At 66.4% G+C, this 18,443-nt stretch carries 20 protein-coding genes; 9 read left to right on the plus strand and 11 right to left on the minus strand.

Annotated elements, in window-relative coordinates; all coding sequences use genetic code 11:
* Positions 1–58: 58 nt before the first annotated feature.
* The 6 genes from ASE96_RS17785 to ASE96_RS17810 form a co-directional block, all read right to left on the minus strand.
* On the minus strand, positions 59–1,063 hold the full coding sequence (locus ASE96_RS17785; RefSeq protein WP_056433560.1) for a sugar phosphate isomerase/epimerase family protein: 1,005 nt from the start codon (positions 1,061–1,063) through the stop codon (positions 59–61).
* Between the two features lie 107 nt (positions 1,064–1,170).
* A complete protein-coding gene (locus tag ASE96_RS17790; RefSeq protein ID WP_056433563.1) occupies positions 1,171–2,088 on the minus strand; it encodes a 3-hydroxyacyl-CoA dehydrogenase family protein in 918 nt (305 codons plus the stop codon).
* Positions 2,089–2,090: 2 nt separating this feature from the next.
* A complete protein-coding gene (locus tag ASE96_RS17795; protein WP_056433566.1) occupies positions 2,091–2,921 on the minus strand; it encodes an enoyl-CoA hydratase/isomerase family protein in 831 nt (276 codons plus the stop codon).
* Positions 2,921–4,150, minus strand: a complete 1,230-nt coding sequence (locus ASE96_RS17800; protein ID WP_056433569.1) for a thiolase family protein — start codon at positions 4,148–4,150, stop codon at positions 2,921–2,923. The genes ASE96_RS17795 and ASE96_RS17800 overlap by 1 nt, the downstream gene beginning before the upstream one ends.
* A gap of 166 nt (positions 4,151–4,316) precedes the next feature.
* Entirely contained in the window at positions 4,317–4,991 is a 675-nt protein-coding gene (locus tag ASE96_RS17805) for a pentapeptide repeat-containing protein (RefSeq protein WP_056433572.1), read from the minus strand.
* Complete coding sequence (locus tag ASE96_RS17810; RefSeq protein WP_056433575.1) at positions 4,991–5,449, minus strand: SRPBCC family protein; 459 nt, start codon at positions 5,447–5,449, stop codon at positions 4,991–4,993. The genes ASE96_RS17805 and ASE96_RS17810 overlap by 1 nt, the downstream gene beginning before the upstream one ends.
* A 133-nt stretch (positions 5,450–5,582) precedes the next feature.
* Between ASE96_RS17810 and ASE96_RS17815 the strand changes: the two genes are divergently transcribed.
* Positions 5,583–5,759, plus strand: coding sequence for a CsbD family protein (locus ASE96_RS17815; RefSeq protein ID WP_056433578.1), 177 nt, complete (start codon positions 5,583–5,585; stop codon positions 5,757–5,759).
* A 323-nt stretch (positions 5,760–6,082) separates the two neighbouring features.
* On the opposite strand, the gene ASE96_RS17820 is transcribed toward ASE96_RS17815, so the two are convergent.
* A complete protein-coding gene (locus tag ASE96_RS17820) occupies positions 6,083–7,543 on the minus strand; it encodes an amino acid permease (protein WP_056433581.1) in 1,461 nt (486 codons plus the stop codon).
* 343 nt (positions 7,544–7,886) lie between these two features.
* Between ASE96_RS17820 and ASE96_RS19290 the strand changes: the two genes are divergently transcribed.
* Together ASE96_RS19290 and ASE96_RS17830 are read left to right on the plus strand one after the other, a co-directional pair.
* Positions 7,887–8,345 (plus strand): hypothetical protein, encoded by a 459-nt coding sequence (locus ASE96_RS19290; RefSeq protein ID WP_162238838.1) that lies wholly within the window; start codon positions 7,887–7,889, stop codon positions 8,343–8,345.
* Complete coding sequence (locus ASE96_RS17830; protein WP_056433587.1) at positions 8,342–10,237, plus strand: hypothetical protein; 1,896 nt, start codon at positions 8,342–8,344, stop codon at positions 10,235–10,237. Before ASE96_RS19290 ends, ASE96_RS17830 begins: the two co-directional genes overlap by 4 nt.
* A 138-nt stretch (positions 10,238–10,375) precedes the next feature.
* On the opposite strand, the gene ASE96_RS17835 is transcribed toward ASE96_RS17830, so the two are convergent.
* Genes ASE96_RS17835 through ASE96_RS17845 form a run of 3 tightly spaced genes read right to left on the minus strand, consistent with a single transcriptional unit; the run spans position 10,376 to position 13,014 of the window.
* Positions 10,376–11,251: a metal ABC transporter permease gene (locus tag ASE96_RS17835; RefSeq protein WP_056433590.1), complete on the minus strand. Its 876-nt coding sequence runs from the start codon at positions 11,249–11,251 to the stop codon at positions 10,376–10,378.
* A 3-nt stretch (positions 11,252–11,254) separates the two neighbouring features.
* Positions 11,255–12,049 (minus strand): metal ABC transporter ATP-binding protein, encoded by a 795-nt coding sequence (locus ASE96_RS17840; protein WP_056433593.1) that lies wholly within the window; start codon positions 12,047–12,049, stop codon positions 11,255–11,257.
* Positions 12,046–13,014, minus strand: a complete 969-nt coding sequence (locus tag ASE96_RS17845) for a metal ABC transporter substrate-binding protein (protein WP_056433596.1) — start codon at positions 13,012–13,014, stop codon at positions 12,046–12,048. The genes ASE96_RS17840 and ASE96_RS17845 overlap by 4 nt, the downstream gene beginning before the upstream one ends.
* 52 nt (positions 13,015–13,066) lie before the next feature.
* On the opposite strand from ASE96_RS17845, the gene ASE96_RS17850 reads away from it, so the two are divergent.
* The 5 genes from ASE96_RS17850 to ASE96_RS17870 all read left to right on the plus strand — a co-directional run bounded on the left by ASE96_RS17850 (position 13,067) and on the right by ASE96_RS17870 (position 17,470).
* Positions 13,067–13,828: a CPBP family intramembrane glutamic endopeptidase gene (locus tag ASE96_RS17850; RefSeq protein ID WP_056433599.1), complete on the plus strand. Its 762-nt coding sequence runs from the start codon at positions 13,067–13,069 to the stop codon at positions 13,826–13,828.
* 138 nt (positions 13,829–13,966) lie between these two features.
* Positions 13,967–14,407 carry a VOC family protein gene (locus ASE96_RS17855; protein ID WP_056433602.1) on the plus strand — a complete coding sequence of 147 codons (441 nt, stop codon included), beginning with the start codon at positions 13,967–13,969 and terminating at the stop codon, positions 14,405–14,407.
* 21 nt (positions 14,408–14,428) lie between these two features.
* Positions 14,429–15,382 carry a 1,4-dihydroxy-2-naphthoyl-CoA synthase gene (locus ASE96_RS17860; RefSeq protein ID WP_056433604.1) on the plus strand — a complete coding sequence of 318 codons (954 nt, stop codon included), beginning with the start codon at positions 14,429–14,431 and terminating at the stop codon, positions 15,380–15,382.
* A 9-nt stretch (positions 15,383–15,391) separates the two neighbouring features.
* On the plus strand, positions 15,392–16,540 hold the full coding sequence (locus tag ASE96_RS17865) for an AMP-binding protein (protein WP_200913092.1): 1,149 nt from the start codon (positions 15,392–15,394) through the stop codon (positions 16,538–16,540).
* Positions 16,541–16,588: 48 nt separating this feature from the next.
* A complete protein-coding gene (locus ASE96_RS17870) occupies positions 16,589–17,470 on the plus strand; it encodes a 1,4-dihydroxy-2-naphthoate polyprenyltransferase (protein WP_056433611.1) in 882 nt (293 codons plus the stop codon).
* A 65-nt stretch (positions 17,471–17,535) separates the two neighbouring features.
* Here the strand turns inward: ASE96_RS17870 and ASE96_RS17875 are convergent, their stop codons facing one another.
* Positions 17,536–17,844 carry a DUF4229 domain-containing protein gene (locus tag ASE96_RS17875; protein WP_056433614.1) on the minus strand — a complete coding sequence of 103 codons (309 nt, stop codon included), beginning with the start codon at positions 17,842–17,844 and terminating at the stop codon, positions 17,536–17,538.
* 151 nt (positions 17,845–17,995) lie between these two features.
* Between ASE96_RS17875 and ASE96_RS17880 the strand changes: the two genes are divergently transcribed.
* On the plus strand, positions 17,996–18,421 hold the full coding sequence (locus ASE96_RS17880; protein ID WP_056433617.1) for a PLD nuclease N-terminal domain-containing protein: 426 nt from the start codon (positions 17,996–17,998) through the stop codon (positions 18,419–18,421).
* Positions 18,422–18,443 lie beyond the last annotated feature (22 nt).

An 18,443-nucleotide genomic window follows, 5' to 3' on the forward strand; every position in this document is an offset into this window, starting at 1 on the left:
CCAAATGACTTGACGGCCGCACCAGGCGCCAGCGTGAGGCGCCGGTCTAGGCGCCGGGTCAGACGCCGGCGAGTTCCGACGTCGCCGGCTGCCGCCGGCCCTGTGCCACCTGGCTCTGGCCGAGGGCGTAGCCGTCGGTCTTCGGCAGGATCCGGCGCCGCAGGTAGTCCTGGTTGCTGGCGGTGACACTGAGTCCGTCGCCGCCGTAGTGCTCGGTGCAGAGGATTCCCTGGAAGCCGACCGAGAGGGCGATCTTGAACGCCTCGCGGTAGTTGATGAGGCCGCTTTCCATCGGCGCGGGCATGGCGACGTAGCTGTCGCGGGCCACATCCTCATCGCGGATGTAGTTCTTCATGTGCCAGTAGTTGGAGTACGGGAGCGTCTTGGCCACCATCTCGCGCCAGTCCTCGATCGGACGGTGGAGCCGTATGAGGTTTCCGATGTCGGGGTTGATGCCCACGTTGGCCAGTCCGATGTCCTGGACCAGCTGAACGGAGGAATCCGCGGTCCCGAGGTACGTGTCCTCGTACATTTCGAGCGAGAGGAGGATCCCGGCCTCGGCGGCGTGCTGGCCCAGTTCGCGGAGCCTGGTGACGGCCTTGCCCCAGGTTTCTTTGTCCCCCACCGGGTCTTTGTGTCCTTCGACAGTCCAGAACCAGAGCTGTTTGCGCTGCTCGGGCGTGAGCGCCTGGTGCAGCCCGAAGGAGACCACTTCGCAGCCGAGTTCCGCGGCGGCGTCGATGGTGCGGTGGCTGTAGGCCAGGTTCGCTTCCCAGTTCCGCTCCTCGATCACGCTGCGGCGGATGGCGGAGATGACGGGGATGCCGATGCCAACGGTGGCAGCGGTCTGCTTGAATTCCGCCAGGCGGGCCGTGCTCAGGTCGCCGGGGCGGACCCAGCTGTCGGTGAGGTCAGCGTTGGCAAAGCCGGCGTCCTTGACCTCGGTGAGGACCTCGGCCCAGTCGGACGCCTCGGCGTCGTTGATGTGGTTGCCCTGTGCGTCGGTTCCCGGGAACTGCAGGAGCGCTGCGGTGATGGGCCAGTTTTCGGCTGTATAAGCCATGGGTTCACTCCTTCGTGGAATCCTGTTTCCTATAGGATTTACTATCTAAAGGATGTTGTCAAGATCACATCCGAGCTCATGGCGACAATCGAAGATCCTATAGGACACTAGTCGGTCCAGTCGAAGAACCCTTTGCCGGTCTTGCGTCCGAGCTCGCCGCGGGCCACCTTGTCGCGCAGGATCTGCGGCGGGACGAAGCGCTCGCCCAGTGTGGAGGCGAGGTATTCGGCAATACCGAGCCGGACGTCCAGTCCCACGATGTCCGTGGTCCGCAAGGGGCCGGTGGGGTGCTTGTAGCCCAGCACCATGGCGTTGTCGATGTCCTCGGCGGACGCCACTCCTTCTTCGACCATGCGCATCGCTTCGAGGGCAATCGCGACCCCCAGCCGTGAGGACGCGAAACCGGGCGCGTCATTGACGACGACGGCGGTCTTGCCCAGCGCTTCGACCCAGCCACGGGCCGCCTGGGCCAGCGGCTCCGAGGTCTGTTCGCCGAGCACCACTTCGATCAGGGTGGACGCCGGCACCGGGTTGAAGAAGTGCAGGCCGAGGAAGTTCTGCGGGCGCTGCAACTCACGGGCCAGCGCGTTGACGGAGATCGAGGACGTGTTGGAGGCGAGGTAGGCGTCGGCGGCGAGGCGTTCCTCGATCCCCCGCAGGGACACGACTTTCAGGTCCCAGTCTTCGGGAACGGCCTCGATGACCAGCTGGCGGTCCTTGAAGTCGTCGTAGTCCACGGTCACGGAGAGCCGCGACACCATCTCGTCCAGGTTGCCGTCCGTGGCGCCGCGCTCGATGCTTTTGGCCGCCGCTGATTCCACCCGCTCGCGGGCAGCCTCCGCGGACTGTTCGTCGCGCTCGACGACGAGGACACTGGCGCCGTTGATCAGGAAGGCGTGGGCGATGCCGGCGCCCATCCGGCCCCCGCCGAGGACTCCAACGAAGTTGGGGAGGTTACAGTCGGGGAGGGCACTGTTGGGGAGGCCGCCGTCGGGAAGGTTCGCGGGGTTTGCGGAGTTGCTCATCTTCAGTTCTTCTTCCGGTCTGGATCCTGGTCGGACGTGTCGGCTGGCTTCCTGGCGGATTTCTTATCGGATTTCTTATCCAGGAAAGCCTGCATGCGGTCGAACTTGGCTTGGGACTCAAAGAGGATCCCCTGCGCCAGCTGGTCGATCAGCGGGTGCGCCTCGGCGGGGGCATGGAACACCGACTTGGTGATCCGGACCGCGAGGGGATCCTGGCCGGCAATCCTGTCGGCCAGGGCGTGGGCCGCCGCCATCAGCTCGGGCGCCTCGTGGATCTCGGTGATGAGGTTGACCGCGAGCGCCCGTTCGGCCCGCAGCACAGTACCGGCCAGCAGGATTTCCTTGGCCACGGGCTCCCCCACCAGCTCTTTCAGCCGCCAGCTCGCGCCGGCAGCGGCGAGAATCCCCAGTCCCGTCTCCGGGTTGCCGATCCGCACGGACGGGGTGCCGATCCGGAAGTCCGCGGCGTACGCCAGTTCGGCGCCGCCGCCCAGGCAGAAGCCGTCCAGGGCCGCGATGACGGGCATCGGGAGCTTGGCGATCCGCACAAAGATGGTGGAGTTGATGCCCTGCAGGGCATCGTCGCGGCGGCGTTCGCGGAGCTGGCCAATGTCCGCCCCGGACGCGAAGACTCCCTCCGTGCCTGCGATGATCAGCACCTTCGGGGTCTGCTCCAGCGCGGCGCAGACGGCGTGCAGCTCGTCGACCATCTGCTGGTCGATGGCGTTGCGGACCTCGGGCCGGTTGAGGAGCACCACCAGCCGGTCCTCGCGTTCGTCGATCAGCAGCGTGCTGAAATCCTGCGGGTTGAGACCCGTCGCGGCGGCCGCCACTACACGCGCTCCAGCAGCATCGCAGTGCCTTGGCCCACGCCGATGCACATCGTGGCGAGGCCGATCCGGGCGTCCTCGCGCTCCATCCGGCCCAGCAGGGTGATCGCGATCCGTGACCCGGACGAACCCAGCGGGTGGCCCAGGCTGATGGCGCCGCCGTCGCGGTTCACGATCTCGGGGTCCAGCCCAAGCCGGCGCATGCTGGCGAGGGACTGCGTGGCGAAGGCCTCGTTGAGTTCGACGGCGCCGAGGTCGCCGACGCCAAGACCGGTCCGGGCGAGCACCTTCTGGGTGGCCGGGACGGGCCCGATGCCCATGATCTCAGGCTCGCAGCCGGCGGAGGCGCCGTCGATGATCCGGGCGCGCGGGGTGAGCCCGAGCCGCTCGATGGCGGCTTCGGACGCGACGATGATCGCTGAGGCGCCGTCGTTAAGGGTGGAGGAGTTTCCTGCCGTGACCACGGACCCGCCGGCGACGACGGGGCGGAGGCCCGAGAGGACGTCCATCGTGGTGCCGGCGCGGGGGCCTTCATCGGTGTCGACGACGGTTTCCCCCTTGCGGGTCTTGACGGTGACCGGGACGATCTCGCCGGCGAAGCGGCCGGCGGCGATGGCCGCGAGGGAACGTTCGTGGGAGCGGACGGCGAAGGTGTCGGCGTCCTCGCGGGTGATCCCGTCCATGCGGGCGACTTCCTCGGCCGTCTCCGGCATGGAGTAGGTCATCTTGCCGCCGCGGGAGAGTTCGCCCTTCTGGAACAGCGGGTTCGCGAAGCGCCAGCCAATGGACGTGTCGAAGATCTGTCCGGGCTTCGCGAAGGCGGCCTGCGGCTTCTCCTGGACCCAGGGGGCACGGCTCATGGATTCGACGCCGCCGGCGATCACGATGTCCGCGGCTCCGGATTTGATCATCTGGCTGGCCATGATGATGGCGCTCAGGCCGGAGGCGCAGAGCCGGTTCACGGTGATGCCGGGAATGTGCAGCGGGAGACCGGCCAGGATGGTGGCCATGCGGGCGACGTTGCGGTTTTCCTCGCCTGCGCCGTTGGCATTGCCCATGATGACTTCGTCGATGCGGTCCGGATCCAGTCCGGCCCGCGCCACGGCCGCGCGGATCACCAGGGCGGCCAGGTCATCGGGGCGGACCGCGGAGAGCGCCCCGCCGTAGCGGCCCACCGCAGTGCGGGCACCGCCTACGAGAAATGCCTGTGGTCCTGCTGCTGCTGATGCCATGGGTACACCCTTCACGCGATAAACGTCTCTGTCATCGAATCTGTCATCGAGCGAACTCTTTTCGGCGGCGGCCTCCACGGCCAACCGTCAGCGCGCCAATTTACCGACCGTTCGTTCTATAAAGATTACACGGCACGGCAAGGGGGTCAATCAGGCCTCCGCCGGATTACGCGACCACGACGCCGAGATGGCTCGCCATCAGCGGGGCAAGCAGGCCGAGCTGGTAGTCATCGATCACCAGGCCCGCGAGGCTCCCCAGGCCGCTGATGACGCGGAAATCTGTGCCGCGGATGTCAAAGTCCTTAAGCCTGGCGCCCGCGACGTCGAGTGTGCCGATGGTGCAGTTCTTCAGCGCCACCCGTGTTGCCGTGCAGGAACCCAGGTCCAGTTCACTGATGATGCAGTCGCTGATCTGGACGTCCGTGAGCTTGGCCCCGCGCAGATTCACGTAGTCGAGTTTGCCGCCGTCGATCCGAACGGACTGCCAGCCGCTCTCGTAGAGTTCCGCGGAACCCCAGCGCGGGTTCCCGATCTCGACGTCGCGCAGCGTGCTACGGGCTGCCGTGAACACGGGGGCGTACATCTCAGCCAGGATGCAGTCGCGGAAACTGGCGCCGCGCAGCTGGGTCTCATTGAAGGACACGCCCTGGAAGTCGCACTCGGCGAAATCGGCGCCGGCGAGTTCCCGGCCGTCGGCCGACGCCCTGCTGAACCGGACGCCGTCGTACCTCGCCCCCGGCTGGAAGTCCGGAGCCGGGTCGTCCTGGAGCTCTTCGAGCCGGACGGGGCTGAGCCGCGGCGCGGTGATCTTTGGCGCTTTGGACGCGATGCCCCGCGCCATTAGAGCGACTCGGCCTTGGCCGCGATTTCTGCCAGGTCCTTGGCGAGGGCCTTGCGGGTGATGCGCATGCCCAGCCTTCCGAAGAGCGCCATCGCCAGTTTGCTCATCCGGGAGGGATTGATCAGGTCGGCGCCGAAGGTCATTGTGAGGTCCGTGCCGCCGTCGCGATCGGCCAGCGTCATGCGTGAGGTGTAGTCGGCCCCGCCCTGCAGCGCTTTCACCGTGGTGCTCCGGGGAGGGCTCGCCTGGGACACCCACATTTCCACGGTTTCCGACCTGCCCATCATGGTGCGGGTTTCCTTCCAGCGCGTGCCCTCGCCGTAGGGGCCGTCGCTCAGCATCTGGATCGAGTCGATGCCGGACACGGTTGCGGCCGAACCAGGAATGTCGGAAATGACCGCCCACACTTTGTCCGCCGGTGCGTTGACGTGCTGGGTCAGGCTGAGTTTGTGCTCCATGCCATTGAGCCTAGCCCGGCTCCCCCGCGGATTTCATCCCTCGCAACCTGATACCCCCTTGAATTAGTAAGCATGCTTTGTGTTATTCTGAAAAGACGTTGAATTTCAACCGGAAACGAAAGGTGTTCACACCATGGGTATCGGAGACAAGATTCAGAACGAAGCAGAGCACCTCGGCGGCAAGGCCAAGGAAGCTGCTGGCAACGCCACCAACAACGACGAACTGCGCGCCGAGGGCCAGAAGGACCAGGTAGTCGCGGACGCCAAGAAGGTCGGCGAGAACGCCAAGGACGCTTTCAAGCGGGACTAGTCCTGACGCAAGACGGCGGCGCCGGACATTCCTTTGGGGGATGTCCGTCGCCGCTTTTTTGTGGGCAGGGTTCTTGGCTGCGCGGGCAGGCCTTTTTGCAGGCGCCCGGCCCCACCGATTCGCCACAAACGGCCGCTAACCCACCCCGGATAGCGGCCATTCTCGTCCAATGGGCGCATCGTCGGCGTAGCCGCGAACAGCACGGGCCGAGACCCGGGCTCAAGCGCCCCCACGCCCTGCACGGCGTCACCGGCCTAAACGAACGACGGCGGCCCCCTCACCGGAGGACCGCCGTCGTCTGCGTTGCTTCTTGCCCTGAACGGTTAGTTGAAGAGCGCGTTCTTGGGTTCGTTGTTCTTGACCTTGTGCCAGCCGAGCCACAGCAGCAGCGCGAAGAATGGGATGGTCGCAAGGGTCCAGAGGCCCAGGTGGAACACGTCACCGCTCTTGCTGGTCATGGTGTCGAAGCCGATCAGCACCGTGATGGCCAGCAGCGCAACGAGGCCCGCCCAGCTCGTCCAGGTTCCACCGGGCGCGGGCAGGGACGACACCTTGCCCTTGGTCTTGCGCAGCGCGATCTGGCTGGCGAAGATGGCGCCCCAGGTGAAGATCACGCCGATCGACGCGGAGTTCAGCGCAAGGTCGAAGGCGTACGAGCCGCCGAGCCAGATGTTGAGCAGGATACCGACGAGGTACACGCCGCCGATGGCCAGAATGGCGGCATACGGCACGTGGCTCTTGGACATCTTGGTCAGCCACTCCGGAGCATGTCCATTGTTGGCCATGGTGCGGAAGATCCGGCCGATCGAGTACAGGCCGGAGTTGCAGGAGGACAGCGCGGCGGTGATGACGATCATGTTCATAACGTCGCCCATCCAGGGAAGGCCCATCTGGCCGAACACCGTGACGAACGGCGACGTGCCGGCCACGTACTGGTCCGAGGGCAGCAGCATGGCCAGGAGGGTCACGGAACCGACATAGAACACCACGATGCGGAAGACGACCGCGCGGATGGCCTTGGGCACTTCCTTGGCCGGGTCCTGCATTTCGCCGGCGGTGATGCCCACGAGCTCAATTCCGTTGTAGGCAAAGATCACGGCGTTCAGGACCAGGATCATGACCAGCGCACCCTTGGGGAACATCCCGCCTTCGGCTGCGAAGAGGTTGTTGACCGAGGCGTTGCCGTCGCCCACCTGGGCGTTGGTGATGACCATAAAGGTGCCCACGGCCAGGAAGATGAGGATGGCGCCCACCTTCAGGCAGGAAGCCCAGAACTCGAATTCACCGAACGCCTTGACGCTCAGGAGGTTGACGCCCACCAGCAGCAGCAGCGCTGCGATGGCGGTCAGTTCCACCGGCACGTTGGGGAAGAAGAACTGGAAGTACAGTCCGATGGCGATCAGTTCGGCGATCCCGGTCATGGCCCAGTTGATGAAGTACATCCAGCCGGACACATACGCGCCCTTCTTGCCGAACATTTCGCCGGCATAGCTGACGAACGAGCCCGACGTCTGGCGGTACATGATCAGCTCGCCCAGGGCGCGCATCAGCAGGTAGGCGATGACGCCGGCAATGGCGTACGAGAAGATCAGCGCGGGACCCGTGGAGGCCAGGCGTCCGCCGGCACCCATGAAGAGGCCGACGCCGATTGCGCCGCCCATGGCGATCATGGTGACCTGCCGGCCGCTCAGGGACTTTTTGTAGCCCTCGGCGCTGAGAGTCGAGTCGACGACGGCGGATTGCGCCGTCGGGCTCTTAAGTTCTGTGGGGGTAGTTGATGGCACAGCTGTTTCCTTGTAGGTCGAGGTATGGCCGGGACAGGACCGTGGATTCAAGTACACAAAATTCGGGCCCAAGCCCCCGGAAGGGACCAAGGCGTGTACCGAACCTCACAAGTGTCGAAGCTCGCGCGGCTCATCCATCGTACTAGCATTCAGGACCCCGGCGTGACCCGGGCTACATCCCAGGCCGCCCGCGAACCGCAGTAATAGCGATGTTTTGACGCAAAAGCGCTGGTCAGGGCGTTGCTTCCATTACTCTGAGCATGCCGGCGAGGGATTTTCCTGGCCGGGGCGCCTGCACCGTCACTGCAGGCCGTGGCAGTAACGCCGTGATTCAGGGGGGAACATGAAACAGAGAGCGCTACTGCCTGCAGTGCTGCTTCTCGTATTGGCGGGGTGTTCGAGCGGCGGTTCCGGCCCGGCCGGACCCAGCGAGAGCCGCACAGCAGCAACGCCAGCAGCATCAGCACCACAAACATCAGCATCTCCGGCGCCGGGTACCTCCGAGCCCGCCGATGTTTCCACGTCGCTGAACGCACCCGACGCCTTGCAGCAGCACGTCTGCACCGCAACAGCCGACGGGTCGTGGTCCTTCAAGGGGACCCTCGTCAACAACAGCGACAAGAACAAAGTGTTTTCCGTGGCAATCGGGGTCACCGCGGGCCCGGCGGTGGCAGGGCACACGCTCATCACCAAAACAGTTCCCGCCGGCCAGTCGGCTGACATAGCCGCGGCGAACTTCGCCAAGACCAAAGACAGCAACGGTACCTGCACGCCAGTCGTCTCCGTAGAGGATGCCCCATGAAAAAGAAGCTGCTTCTCATCACGGCGGTGATCGTCGGGCTGACGGCCGGGCCGCTGACGGTCGGGCCGGCCTTCGCCGATGACGCAACGGTTGCTCCGACGCCAACCACCCTGGCGGCCACGCCAACCGGAACACCGACGCCGACCGGGACCGCCCCGGTCCCCGCCGTACCGGCTCCGGAAGGCACCGCCACTGCGACTGCAACAGCAACGGCGAAACCCACCGCGGAGGAGACACTGCCCCTGGTCGAACCAACGCCGACGCCGAGCCCGACGGAAGAGCCGACGCCTCCGGCCTTCGTCGTCCAAGGACCCTTCGAGGCGAAGTGGACTTCACTGAAGGGTGCCGCCGGCCCCCTCGGTGAACCGACCGCCAACCAGGTCTGCTCACTCGGCGTCTGCAGCCAGGCGTTCGAAGGCGGATCCATTTTCTGGACCTCGGCAACGGGGGCGCACCCGGTCCTGCGGACCGAGGGACACACCGGCCCCCGCTGGCATGCCAAGGGCGGCCTGGCGCTTTACGGCCATCCCGTCACGGATGAGACTGCCGTGTCCGGCGGAACGCTCCAGAAGTTCTCCAGCGGCCGCGTGGTGGCATGGACCGGAACGAAGTTTCTGGAATTCTCCGCCCGAAGCGGCATCGGGAGCCGTTGGGCCGCCGCCGGCGGCGAGGCAGTCCTTGGCCTCCCCGTCGCTGCCGAGGCCTGTGGGCTGAAGGCATCCGGATGCTTCCAGCAGTTCGACAAGGGCCAGATCTACTGGGCACCGGGAATCGGCGGCCACGTCGTCTGGGGCGGGATTTTGGGCCGCTGGAAGGCAGGCGGAGCGCAGAACAGTGTGCTGGGTTACCCGGTAACGGAAGAAACCTGCGGCCTGACTGCCAGTGGCTGCGTGCAGCGCTTCCAGGGTGGCAGCATCTTCTGGTCGCCCGCCACGGGCCCGCACGTGGCCCGCGGCGCCATCGGAAGCCGGTATTCCGCCGTCGGATCGTCGCGAAGTATGCTGGGCTACCCGCTCGCCAGCGAGACCTGCGGACAAGCCGCCAGTGGCTGCGTGCAGCGTTTCCAGGGCGGACGCATCTACTGGTCGCCCACCACGGGTGCCTGGATTTCCGGCCGGGGGATCGACAGCAAGTTCATCTCAGCCGGCGGCCCCGGTGGCTCGCTGGGGTACCCCATCGCGAGCGAGCGTTGCGTTGGCAGCGCCTGCGTGCAGTCCTACCAGCGCGGGGAAATCACCTGGTCCCGCTCCGCCGGGACCAGGGTCTATGGCATGTCTGAATGCCACAAGCTCAACAACGGCCAGTCCAAGTACCCTACGCACGGCGCGAACCGTGTCCTCCTCACCTGGACCTCGGGCTACGGAGTGTCCCACGCGACCAACCTGTACTGCATGAACGTCGCCGGAGCTTATGTGCCGGACTGGCGGACTGACGGCTACGTCGGTGCCTCAGGTTTCAAGCCGCCGGGCGTCCCGTCCGGTCCCACCCGGAACCTGTACTCCCCCACCGGCTCGTATTCCGTGACGGAAGCCTTCGGTCTGGGCAACCCGGGCACGAAGCTTCCTTACCGTACACTGAACCCCCGTTCGCGGTGGGGCGGTAACCCTTGGACGGCGACGTACAACAAGTACCACGAGTCGTCCTCCTGGGTGGGCTATGACGAGAACATGTGGTGGTTCGCGAGCGGCGGCTACTACCGCCAGGGCGCAGTCATCAACTACAACCGGCCCAACATCGTCCAGGACGCCGGCTTCGCCATTTTCCTGCACATGAACAAGGTGCCGACAGCCGGATGCATCTCGCTCGATGACTGGGCCGTGGTGGACTACCTCCGCAAGTCCACCCCGGGCGACCGGATCATCATGGGTACGTACGGGTCCCTGTTCCGTTAGATCTGGAACAGGTCCGTTAGATCCAGAGCAGTTCCGTTAGATCCTGAGCACTTGCAATCCCAATAGCTAACGCCCGGCGCCCTCGGCCCGGGCGTTAGCCGTATCCGGGGCCCGTCGCCGGACGCGGCCCGGGCCGCATCAGGCGGCGAGCGCTGCCACTTTCCGGCGCCGGGCCATCGCCAGCCGGGTGCCGATCAGCCCCTGCCGCGGGCTGAACAGATAGACGACGGCGAACGCGGCCCCCTGCGTCAGGACCACCATGGCGCCCGAGGCGGTGTCCAGGTAGTAGCTGAGATAGATCCCGGCGATGGAACACACTGCGGAGATGACCGGGGCGATCACGAGCATGCGGGAGAACCGGTCCGTCAACAGGTACGCCGTGGCTCCGGGAATGATCAGCATGGCCACCACCAGCACCACGCCCACGGTCTGCAGCGCCACCACGGAGGTCAGCGCCAGCAGGCCCAGCAACAGGGCACCGAGGCGTTTCGGGGACAGCCCTATTGCATGGGCGTGCGTGGGGTCAAAGGCGTACAACGTGAGGTCACGCCGCTTGAGAATCAGAATGGCAAAGGCGACGACTCCCAGCACCAGAACCTGGATGAGGTCGGGAACGCTGACGCCGAGCAGATTTCCGAAAATGATGTGGTTGAGGTCTGTCTGGCTCGGCGTGACCGAGATGAGCACCAGGCCCAGGGCGAACAGCGACGTGAACACGATCCCGATCGCCGCGTCTTCCTTCACCCGGCTGGTGTTGCGGACCACCCCGATCAGGGTTACGGCGATGAGGGCGAACACGAGCGCTCCCAGCGCGAACGGGGCACCGACGATGTAGGCGAGCACAACCCCGGGCAGCACGGCGTGGGAGACTGCGTCCCCCATCAGCGACCAGCCGATCAGCACCAGCCAGCAGCTCAGCACGGCGCAGACGATGGCCGCGAGCGCCGTGGTGACGATGGCGCGGACCATGAAGTCATAACTCAGCGGTTCCAGCAGGAGGTCAAAGAGGTCCATGGCTCAGTTCCTCCCCGGCTGGTTCGAAACGCCGCGGGCCGGAAGGTCCCGGTCAGGGCCGGGGAGCTCCCGGTTGAGGACGTCGAGCCCGAAGGCTTTTGCCAGGTGCTCCGGCTGCAGCACCACCTCGGGCGGGCCGTGCATCAGGACCTTGCGCATCAGGAGCACCGCCTCGTCGCAGAGCTGGGGCAGGGCGTGCAGGTCATGGGTGGAAATGAGGATGGTGCAGCCATCGGCGGCGAGTTCCTTCAGCAGGCGCGTAATCGTGGCCTCCGAGCGTTTGTCCACCCCGGCGAACGGCTCGTCCAGGAGCATGATGGTGGCGCCCTGGGCGATTCCGCGGGCCACGAACGCACGCTTTTTCTGCCCGCCGGAGAGCTGGCCGATCTGCCGGTTGGCGAATTCGGACAGCTCCACCCGGTCCAGGGCGAGGTCGACGGCGTCGCGGTCCGCCTTGGACGAGCGGCGGGTGAAGCCTTGGTGCCCGTAGCGGCCCATCATCACTACATCGCGGACGGACAGCGGGAACTGCCAGTCCACGTCCTCGCTTTGCGGGACATAGCCGATTCCGCCCGACTTGCGCGCTTTCGCCGGAGGTTCGCCGTTGATGAGGACACGGCCGGCGTCGGGCTTGACCATTCCCATGATCGCCTTGAACAACGTGGATTTGCCGGACCCGTTCATGCCCACTAGCCCGCAGATCCGGGCCGCATCCACGGAGAGGGAGGCGGCGTCGAGCGCCAGGACCTCCCCGTAGTGGACGGTGACGTGGTCCACCAAAATTGCCGGATTGCTCATGATGCCGCTCCCGTCAGGCCTTCGGTGATGATTTTGGAATCGTGCCGGATCATGTCCAGGTAGGTGGGGACGGGGCCGTCCGCCTCGGAGAGCGAATCGACGTACAGCACGCCGCCGAACGCCGACCCCGTCGCGTCCACCACCTGGCGCATGGGGGCGTCCGACACCGTGGACTCGCAGAAGACGGCGGGGACCTTGTTGGCCTTCACGAATTCGATGGCTTTGGTGATCTGCTGCGGGGTGGCCTGCTGTTCGGCGTTGACGGCCCAGATGTAAACCTCGCGGAGGCCGGCGTCGCGCGTCAGGTACGAGAAGGCGCCCTCGCATGTCACCAGGGCACGCTGCGCCTCGGGGACGGTTGCGAGCTTCCGGACCATTTCGTCCTTCACGGACTGCAGCTTGGCCTTGTAGGCTGCGCCGTTCGCTTCGAAGGCCGCGGCGTTGGCCGGATCAAGCTCCGAGAACGCCTTCACCATGTTGTCCACGTAGAGCTGCACGTTGACCGGCGACATCCACGCGTGCGGGTTTGGCTTGCCCTCGTAGGAGTCTTCGCTGATGGACATCACTTCCACGCCTTCGCTCACCACGGCATGCGGAACGTCCAGGCCCTCAACGAACTGGGCAAACCAGGCCTCAAGGTTCAGTCCGTTGTCCAGGATCAGGTCAGCTTTGGATGCTTTGCGGATATCCCCGGGCGTGGGCTCGTATCCGTGGATCTCGGCGCCGGCCTTGGTGATGGACTCGACCTGCAGCTTGTCCCCCGCCACGTTCTGCGCCACGTCGGCCAGCACGGTGAAGGTGGTCAGCACCACCGGCTTCTCGTCACCGGCCACCGACCCCTGCCCCACACCCCCGCACGCGGCCAGGGACAGTCCGAGCAGAGCCGCGGCGACGGCGGCGCCAACGCCGCGGAGGCGGGGAGTTCGGCCAACGACTTTGGTGGACCGAAACAAAATATTAGGCATACCGAATATTATACGTGACTCGGCCCTTCGGCTGCGGCGCTAGGCTGGTGGCATGGGCACCGCTCTCCGCACACCACCGGCGCCGCGGCCGGAACTGTACCGGTTCTCGCGGCTCGATTTCATCACGGCAGGCATGTATGTGGCCGTCGCCGTCTTCTTCGCTGTGGCCGGCGGGCTGCTGGTGCCGCTGATGCTCCAGCTGTCGCCCAACCCTGCCGTGGCGTCCTACTCCGTCAATCTGATCTTCTACGGCGGCATCGGGGTCCTGGCACTGGCCGCCGTCCGGCACGTCGCCGCCCGGGATCTCAAGGTCCTCGCCACGAGGCCCTGGTTTACGATGCTGATGGTCCCCCTCGCGGTGGTGGCCATGATGATCCTCACCGCGGTCCTCGTCTCGCTCACCGGGCCGCCGCAGACGTCCGCCAACCAGGCCGGCCTGCAGGCGCTCATGCAGCAGGTGCCGGCCTGGCTGATGGTGCCGCTGCTGGTGATCGTGGGCCCCTTTGTGGAGGAGTACATCTTCCGGCACCTGCTGATCGGCAAGCTCAGCCGCCGCGTCAACTTGTGGGTGTGCTGTGCCTTGTCCGTGGTGCTCTTCGCCGCCCTGCATATTGTCGGACAGGAAGACCTGACCCTGCCGGTGCTGATGCCCTACCTCGCGATGGGCGCGGTCCTCGTTTTCGTGTATGTCTGGACCGGCAAGAACGTGATGTTTGCCTACTTCGTGCACGCCTCCAAGAACTTGCTGGCCGTCGTTTTCATCTATGCCATCCCGCCGGAACTCATGGAGCAGCTCCAGAACGCCCAGCCCTGACCAAAAGCAACGCGGGGTCACCGCCGGCCCATTCCGCCGCCCATTATGGGCGCTAAGTCACCCCGCGTTGCTTGGTGCGTGGCCGGAACTTGCTTCTGGGACCTACCGCCGCGGGCCCCGGCGTCGTAGTTTCTTTCCATGACACTCAACATCCAGATCGCCGTCGACTGCCGGAACCCGCATGAGCTCGCCGACTGGTGGGCCGAAACCCTCGAGTGGGCCGTGGAGCCGCAGGACGAGTCCTTCATCCGCTCCATGATCGCGCAGGGCTTCGCCACGGAGGCCGAGACCACGATCCACAACGGCCATCTTGTGTGGGGTGCCGGGGCAGCCATCCGCCCGCCCGAGGAACTCGACGCCACATCGCCCGAGCGACGCATCCTCTTCCAGACGGTCCCGGAGGAGAAGACCATCAAGAACCGGGTCCACTGGGACGTGAGGCTCGCCGGCGCGGACAAGGACCGGGCGCGCGCCGCCCTCGAAGCCCGCGGCGCCACGTTCCTCTGGACTGCCAGCCAGGGCCCGCATTCGTGGCACACCATGGCGGACCCGGAAGGCAACGAGTTCTGCATCAGCTGAGCCGATTACTAGACTCGGACTGTGAGCAACGAAATCCCCGCCAAGGTATCCGACGTTTTTGACCCCAGCCGCTGGCGCACTGTGTCCGGCTTCGACGATTTCCAGGACATGACCTACCACCGGCAGGTGGAGCGTTCCGCGGACGGCACCGTGGTGCGCGACCTGCCGACCGTCCGCATTGCCTTCAACCGGCCCGAGGTGCGCAACGCCTTCCGCCCCGGCACCGTGGACGAGCTGTACCGCGCCATGGACCATGCCCGGATGACCCCGGACGTGGCCACCGTGCTGCTCACCGGCAACGGCCCCTCCGCCAAGGACGGCGGCCACTCGTTCTGCTCTGGCGGGGACCAGCGGATCCGCGGCCGGGACGGGTACCGGTACGCAGAGGGTGAGACCCAGGAAAGTATCGACCCCGCGCGCGCCGGCCGGCTCCACATCCTGGAGGTCCAGCGGCTCATGCGCACCATGCCCAAGGTGGTGATCGCCGTCGTCAACGGCTGGGCCGCCGGCGGCGGGCACTCCCTCCACGTCGTGTCAGACCTGACCATCGCCTCCCGCCAGCACGGAAAATTCAAGCAGACAGACGCCACCGTCGGCAGCTTCGACGCCGGCTACGGCTCTGCGCTGCTGGCCCGCCAGATCGGCCAGAAAGCCGCCCGGGAGATCTTCTTCCTGGCCCGGGAATACTCGGCCGAGGACATGGTCCGGATGGGTGCCGTCAACGAGGCCGTGGACCACGAGCGGCTCGAGGACGTGGCGCTGGAATATGCCGCCGACATCGCCCGGCAGTCCCCGCAGGCCATCCGGATGCTCAAGTTCGCGTTCAACCTGGCCGACGACGGCCTGGCCGGCCAGCAGGTCTTCGCCGGCGAAGCCACCCGGCTGGCGTACATGACGGACGAGGCGGTGGAGGGGAAGGAAGCCTTCCTGGAGAAGCGCGATCCGGACTGGTCCAACTTCCCCTACTACTTCTAGGGCGATCACGTGACTGCTGTGAACATCGAGCCCGCACTCACGGCGCTGGCCGCCGCCCTCCGCGGTGAGGGCCCCGCCGTCGAACTCTCCGCCGGTCCGGACGGGTCCCCGGCTGTGGAGCTGCTCGAAACCCCGGGAGTGGAGGACGCCGCAGCCGTGGTGCGGACCTCCGGCTCCACCGGCACGCCCAAGGCGACGGTGCTGACGCTCGACGCTCTGGCGGCGTCCTCGATGGCCACCGCCCTGGCGCTCAAGGGAGAAGGCCAGTGGCTGCTCGCCCTTCCTGTGCAGTACGTGGCCGGACTCCAGGTGCTGGTCCGCTCCCTGTTCGCCGGCACCCGGCCCTGGGCGATGGACCTCAGCGGCGGTTTCACCCCGGAGGCCTTCACCGCGGCGGCGCAGGAAATGACCGACAAGCTGCGGTTTACCTCACTCGTGCCCACGCAGCTGCAGCGGCTACTGGATGCCCCGTCGGCCGAGACGCTGGCCGCGCTGCGCCGCTTCAACGCGGTGTTGCTGGGCGGAGGGCCGGTCCCGCCGGCGCTGCTCACAGCGGCCCGCGACGCCGGCGTCCGCGTAGTGACCACCTACGGCTCCGCCGAGACCTGCGGGGGCTGCGTGTACGACGGCGTTCCGCTCGAGGGTGTCGAGGTGCGGCTGGCCGATGACGGGCGCATCCTGCTGGGCGGGTCCACCATCGCCGCCGGCTACCTGGACGCCCCGGAACTCACCGCGGAGGCGTTCGTCGAGGACGACGGCGTGCGGTGGTACCGGACCAATGATCTCGGCGCGCTGGACGCGGACGGGAAACTGACCGTCCTCGGCCGGGCCGACGACGTCGTCATCACCGGCGGCGTGAAGGTCTCCGCCGCGCATGTGCAGGCGGAGCTTGAGCGGCTCGACGGCGTGCAGGCCGCCTTTGTCGCCGGGGTCCCGTCCGCCGAATGGGGCCAGGCCCTCGCCGCATACGTGGCGCTAGCGGACGGCTCCCCGCAGGGCATCGCAGGCTTCACCGCCGGGGCCGCCTGGTCCCCGGCGCTGGGCGCCCTGGCCCCAAAGACCGTCCTGGCGACCGGCGAACTGCTCATGCTGCCGAACGGGAAACCCGACCGGCTGGCCATGACGGTTCGGCTCACCGAGCTCCATCAGGGAAAATAGAACAGCCGGGCACTCCCGGTTGAACCAAACCAACACGAGGTACTCAACGTGGCAACTGCCGCTCAATGGATCCAAGGCGCCCGACTGCGCACGCTGCCGGCCGCGATCGCGCCTGTCCTGATCGGCACGGCGGCCGCGTACGAGATGGACGCATTCCTGCCGCTCCATGCCGTGCTGGCCGCGCTGGTGGCCCTGCTGCTGCAGGTCGGCGTGAACTACGCCAACGATTACTCGGACGGCATCCGGGGCACCGACGAGGACCGCGTGGGCCCGCTCCGGCTGGTCGGCTCCGGCGCGGCGAAGCCCGAGCACGTCAAATACGCGGCATTCGCCGCGTTCGGGCTGGCGATGGTCTGCGGCCTGGCGCTGGTCATCCTCTCGCAGACGTGGTGGCTGATCCTGGTGGGCATCGGCTGCGTCCTCGCGGCGTGGGGCTACACGGGCGGGAAGAACCCTTACGGCTACATGGGCCTGGGCGATTTGTTCGTGTTCGTGTTCTTCGGCCTTGTCGCCACGCTCGGCACAACCTACACGCAGGCCGGCCAGATCAGCCTCGCCGCCATCATCGGTGCGATCGGCACGGGCCTCATCGCCTGTGCGCTGCTCATGGCCAACAACGTCCGCGATATCCCCACCGACCGGAAGGCCGGGAAGAAGACCCTGGCCGTGCGGCTCGGCGACAAACATGCGCGGGAAAGCTACGTGCTGATGCTCGCCGTCGCGATCCTGCTGCCGATCGTCTTGGCTCCGACCCGGCCCTGGATGCTGATCGTGCTGCTGCTGATCCCGGCCAGCCTGATGCCGTCCTGGCTGATGATCTCCGGCCGGCGCCGCAAGAGCCTGATTCCGGTGCTCAAGCAGACAGGGCTGATCAACCTCGGATATGCGGTGCTGTTCTCCCTGGGCCTGGTGCTGAGCCACGGGTTCTAGCGGTACTTCGGGCGGGCGCGGGTGTCGCGGCCTGTGCCGCGGGGTTTTCGCCAGCTGTGACGAGGCTAGGCGTCCTTTGGGCGGCGGTCCGTGTGGACAGTGATGTCCGGGTGCTCATCGACGAGGCGGTCTTCGGCGTCGGCATCGTCAACTTCTCCGGCGCTACGCAACGGCTTGGCCTGGCCCGAGAATCGGTGGTGCAGTGATGCGGCGGCGGCGTCGCGCTGCTTCTGGAAGAAGAGGAAGCTGATCGCGAAGGCCATCATTCCCGCGCAGAGGACGGCCAGTAGCCATCCGAGCTGCAGGTAGACGAACAGCGCGAACAAGGGCACAAAGAGCGCCAGCCGGATCAGGGAGTATTTCAGGAAAGCCACACTCAAAGTTTAGCCGCCCCGTGGCGGCCCGGCCCACCGACGCCCGTATCCTGCCCGCCTGGGACCCATCTCCGGCGCCCCACAAATGCATTCCTCGGGCGCCGGCTCACCGGGAGAAGCCGGAGAGTCCCCCGGAGGCTAGACTGATTACATGCTCCGTGTAGTGGTTGTCGTCGCCGTCATCGTCGTGTTCGTCTACGGGCTCGTCGACGTGATCCGCACTGACCCTCGCGAGACCAAGGGCATCTCAAAGCCGGCCTGGATTGTGGTGCAGATTGTCCTTCCGGTGATCGGTGCCATCCTGTGGTTCCTCATCGGCCGCCCCCGCGGCACCAGCCCAGCGCGCGCCAACTACAGCCACCCCCTAGCTCCCGACGACGACCCGGAATTCCTGCGCAATCTCGAACTCCGCCGCCGCCAGCAGACCGAAGCCGACCGGCTCAAGAAGCTCAAGGACGAGCTGGACGCCAAAGAAAAGAAGCTCGACGACGGCAAGGGCACCCCCGGCACTCGGGCGTCCGAGTCAGGCGAGGCCTCCGGCAGCGGCGACGCGCAGGGCACCGACGAGGTCAAGTAGTACCCGGCTGGCGCCTCACAGC

It is taken from the genome of Arthrobacter sp. Leaf69 (assembly GCF_001422645.1).
Lineage (GTDB): Bacteria > Actinomycetota > Actinomycetes > Actinomycetales > Micrococcaceae > Arthrobacter.

Bases quoted from the DNA above. Each gene is read 5' to 3' on its own strand.
- ASE96_RS17790 (WP_056433563.1), bottom strand. From the start codon at position 2,088: ATGAGCAACTCCGCAAACCCCGCGAACCTTCCCGACGGCGGCCTCCCC.
- ASE96_RS17850 (WP_056433599.1), top strand. From the start codon at position 13,067: ATGGGCACCGCTCTCCGCACACCACCGGCGCCGCGGCCGGAACTGTAC.
- ASE96_RS17845 (WP_056433596.1), bottom strand. From the start codon at position 13,014: ATGCCTAATATTTTGTTTCGGTCCACCAAAGTCGTTGGCCGAACTCCC.
- ASE96_RS17805 (WP_056433572.1), bottom strand. From the start codon at position 4,991: ATGGCGCGGGGCATCGCGTCCAAAGCGCCAAAGATCACCGCGCCGCGG.
- ASE96_RS17830 (WP_056433587.1), top strand. From the start codon at position 8,342: ATGAAAAAGAAGCTGCTTCTCATCACGGCGGTGATCGTCGGGCTGACG.
- ASE96_RS17785 (WP_056433560.1), bottom strand. From the start codon at position 1,063: ATGGCTTATACAGCCGAAAACTGGCCCATCACCGCAGCGCTCCTGCAG.
- ASE96_RS17815 (WP_056433578.1), top strand. From the start codon at position 5,583: ATGGGTATCGGAGACAAGATTCAGAACGAAGCAGAGCACCTCGGCGGC.
- ASE96_RS17840 (WP_056433593.1), bottom strand. From the start codon at position 12,049: ATGAGCAATCCGGCAATTTTGGTGGACCACGTCACCGTCCACTACGGG.
- ASE96_RS17855 (WP_056433602.1), top strand. From the start codon at position 13,967: ATGACACTCAACATCCAGATCGCCGTCGACTGCCGGAACCCGCATGAG.
- ASE96_RS17800 (WP_056433569.1), bottom strand. From the start codon at position 4,150: ATGGCATCAGCAGCAGCAGGACCACAGGCATTTCTCGTAGGCGGTGCC.
- ASE96_RS17835 (WP_056433590.1), bottom strand. From the start codon at position 11,251: ATGGACCTCTTTGACCTCCTGCTGGAACCGCTGAGTTATGACTTCATG.
- ASE96_RS19290 (WP_162238838.1), top strand. From the start codon at position 7,887: ATGAAACAGAGAGCGCTACTGCCTGCAGTGCTGCTTCTCGTATTGGCG.
- ASE96_RS17880 (WP_056433617.1), top strand. From the start codon at position 17,996: ATGCTCCGTGTAGTGGTTGTCGTCGCCGTCATCGTCGTGTTCGTCTAC.
- ASE96_RS17810 (WP_056433575.1), bottom strand. From the start codon at position 5,449: ATGGAGCACAAACTCAGCCTGACCCAGCACGTCAACGCACCGGCGGAC.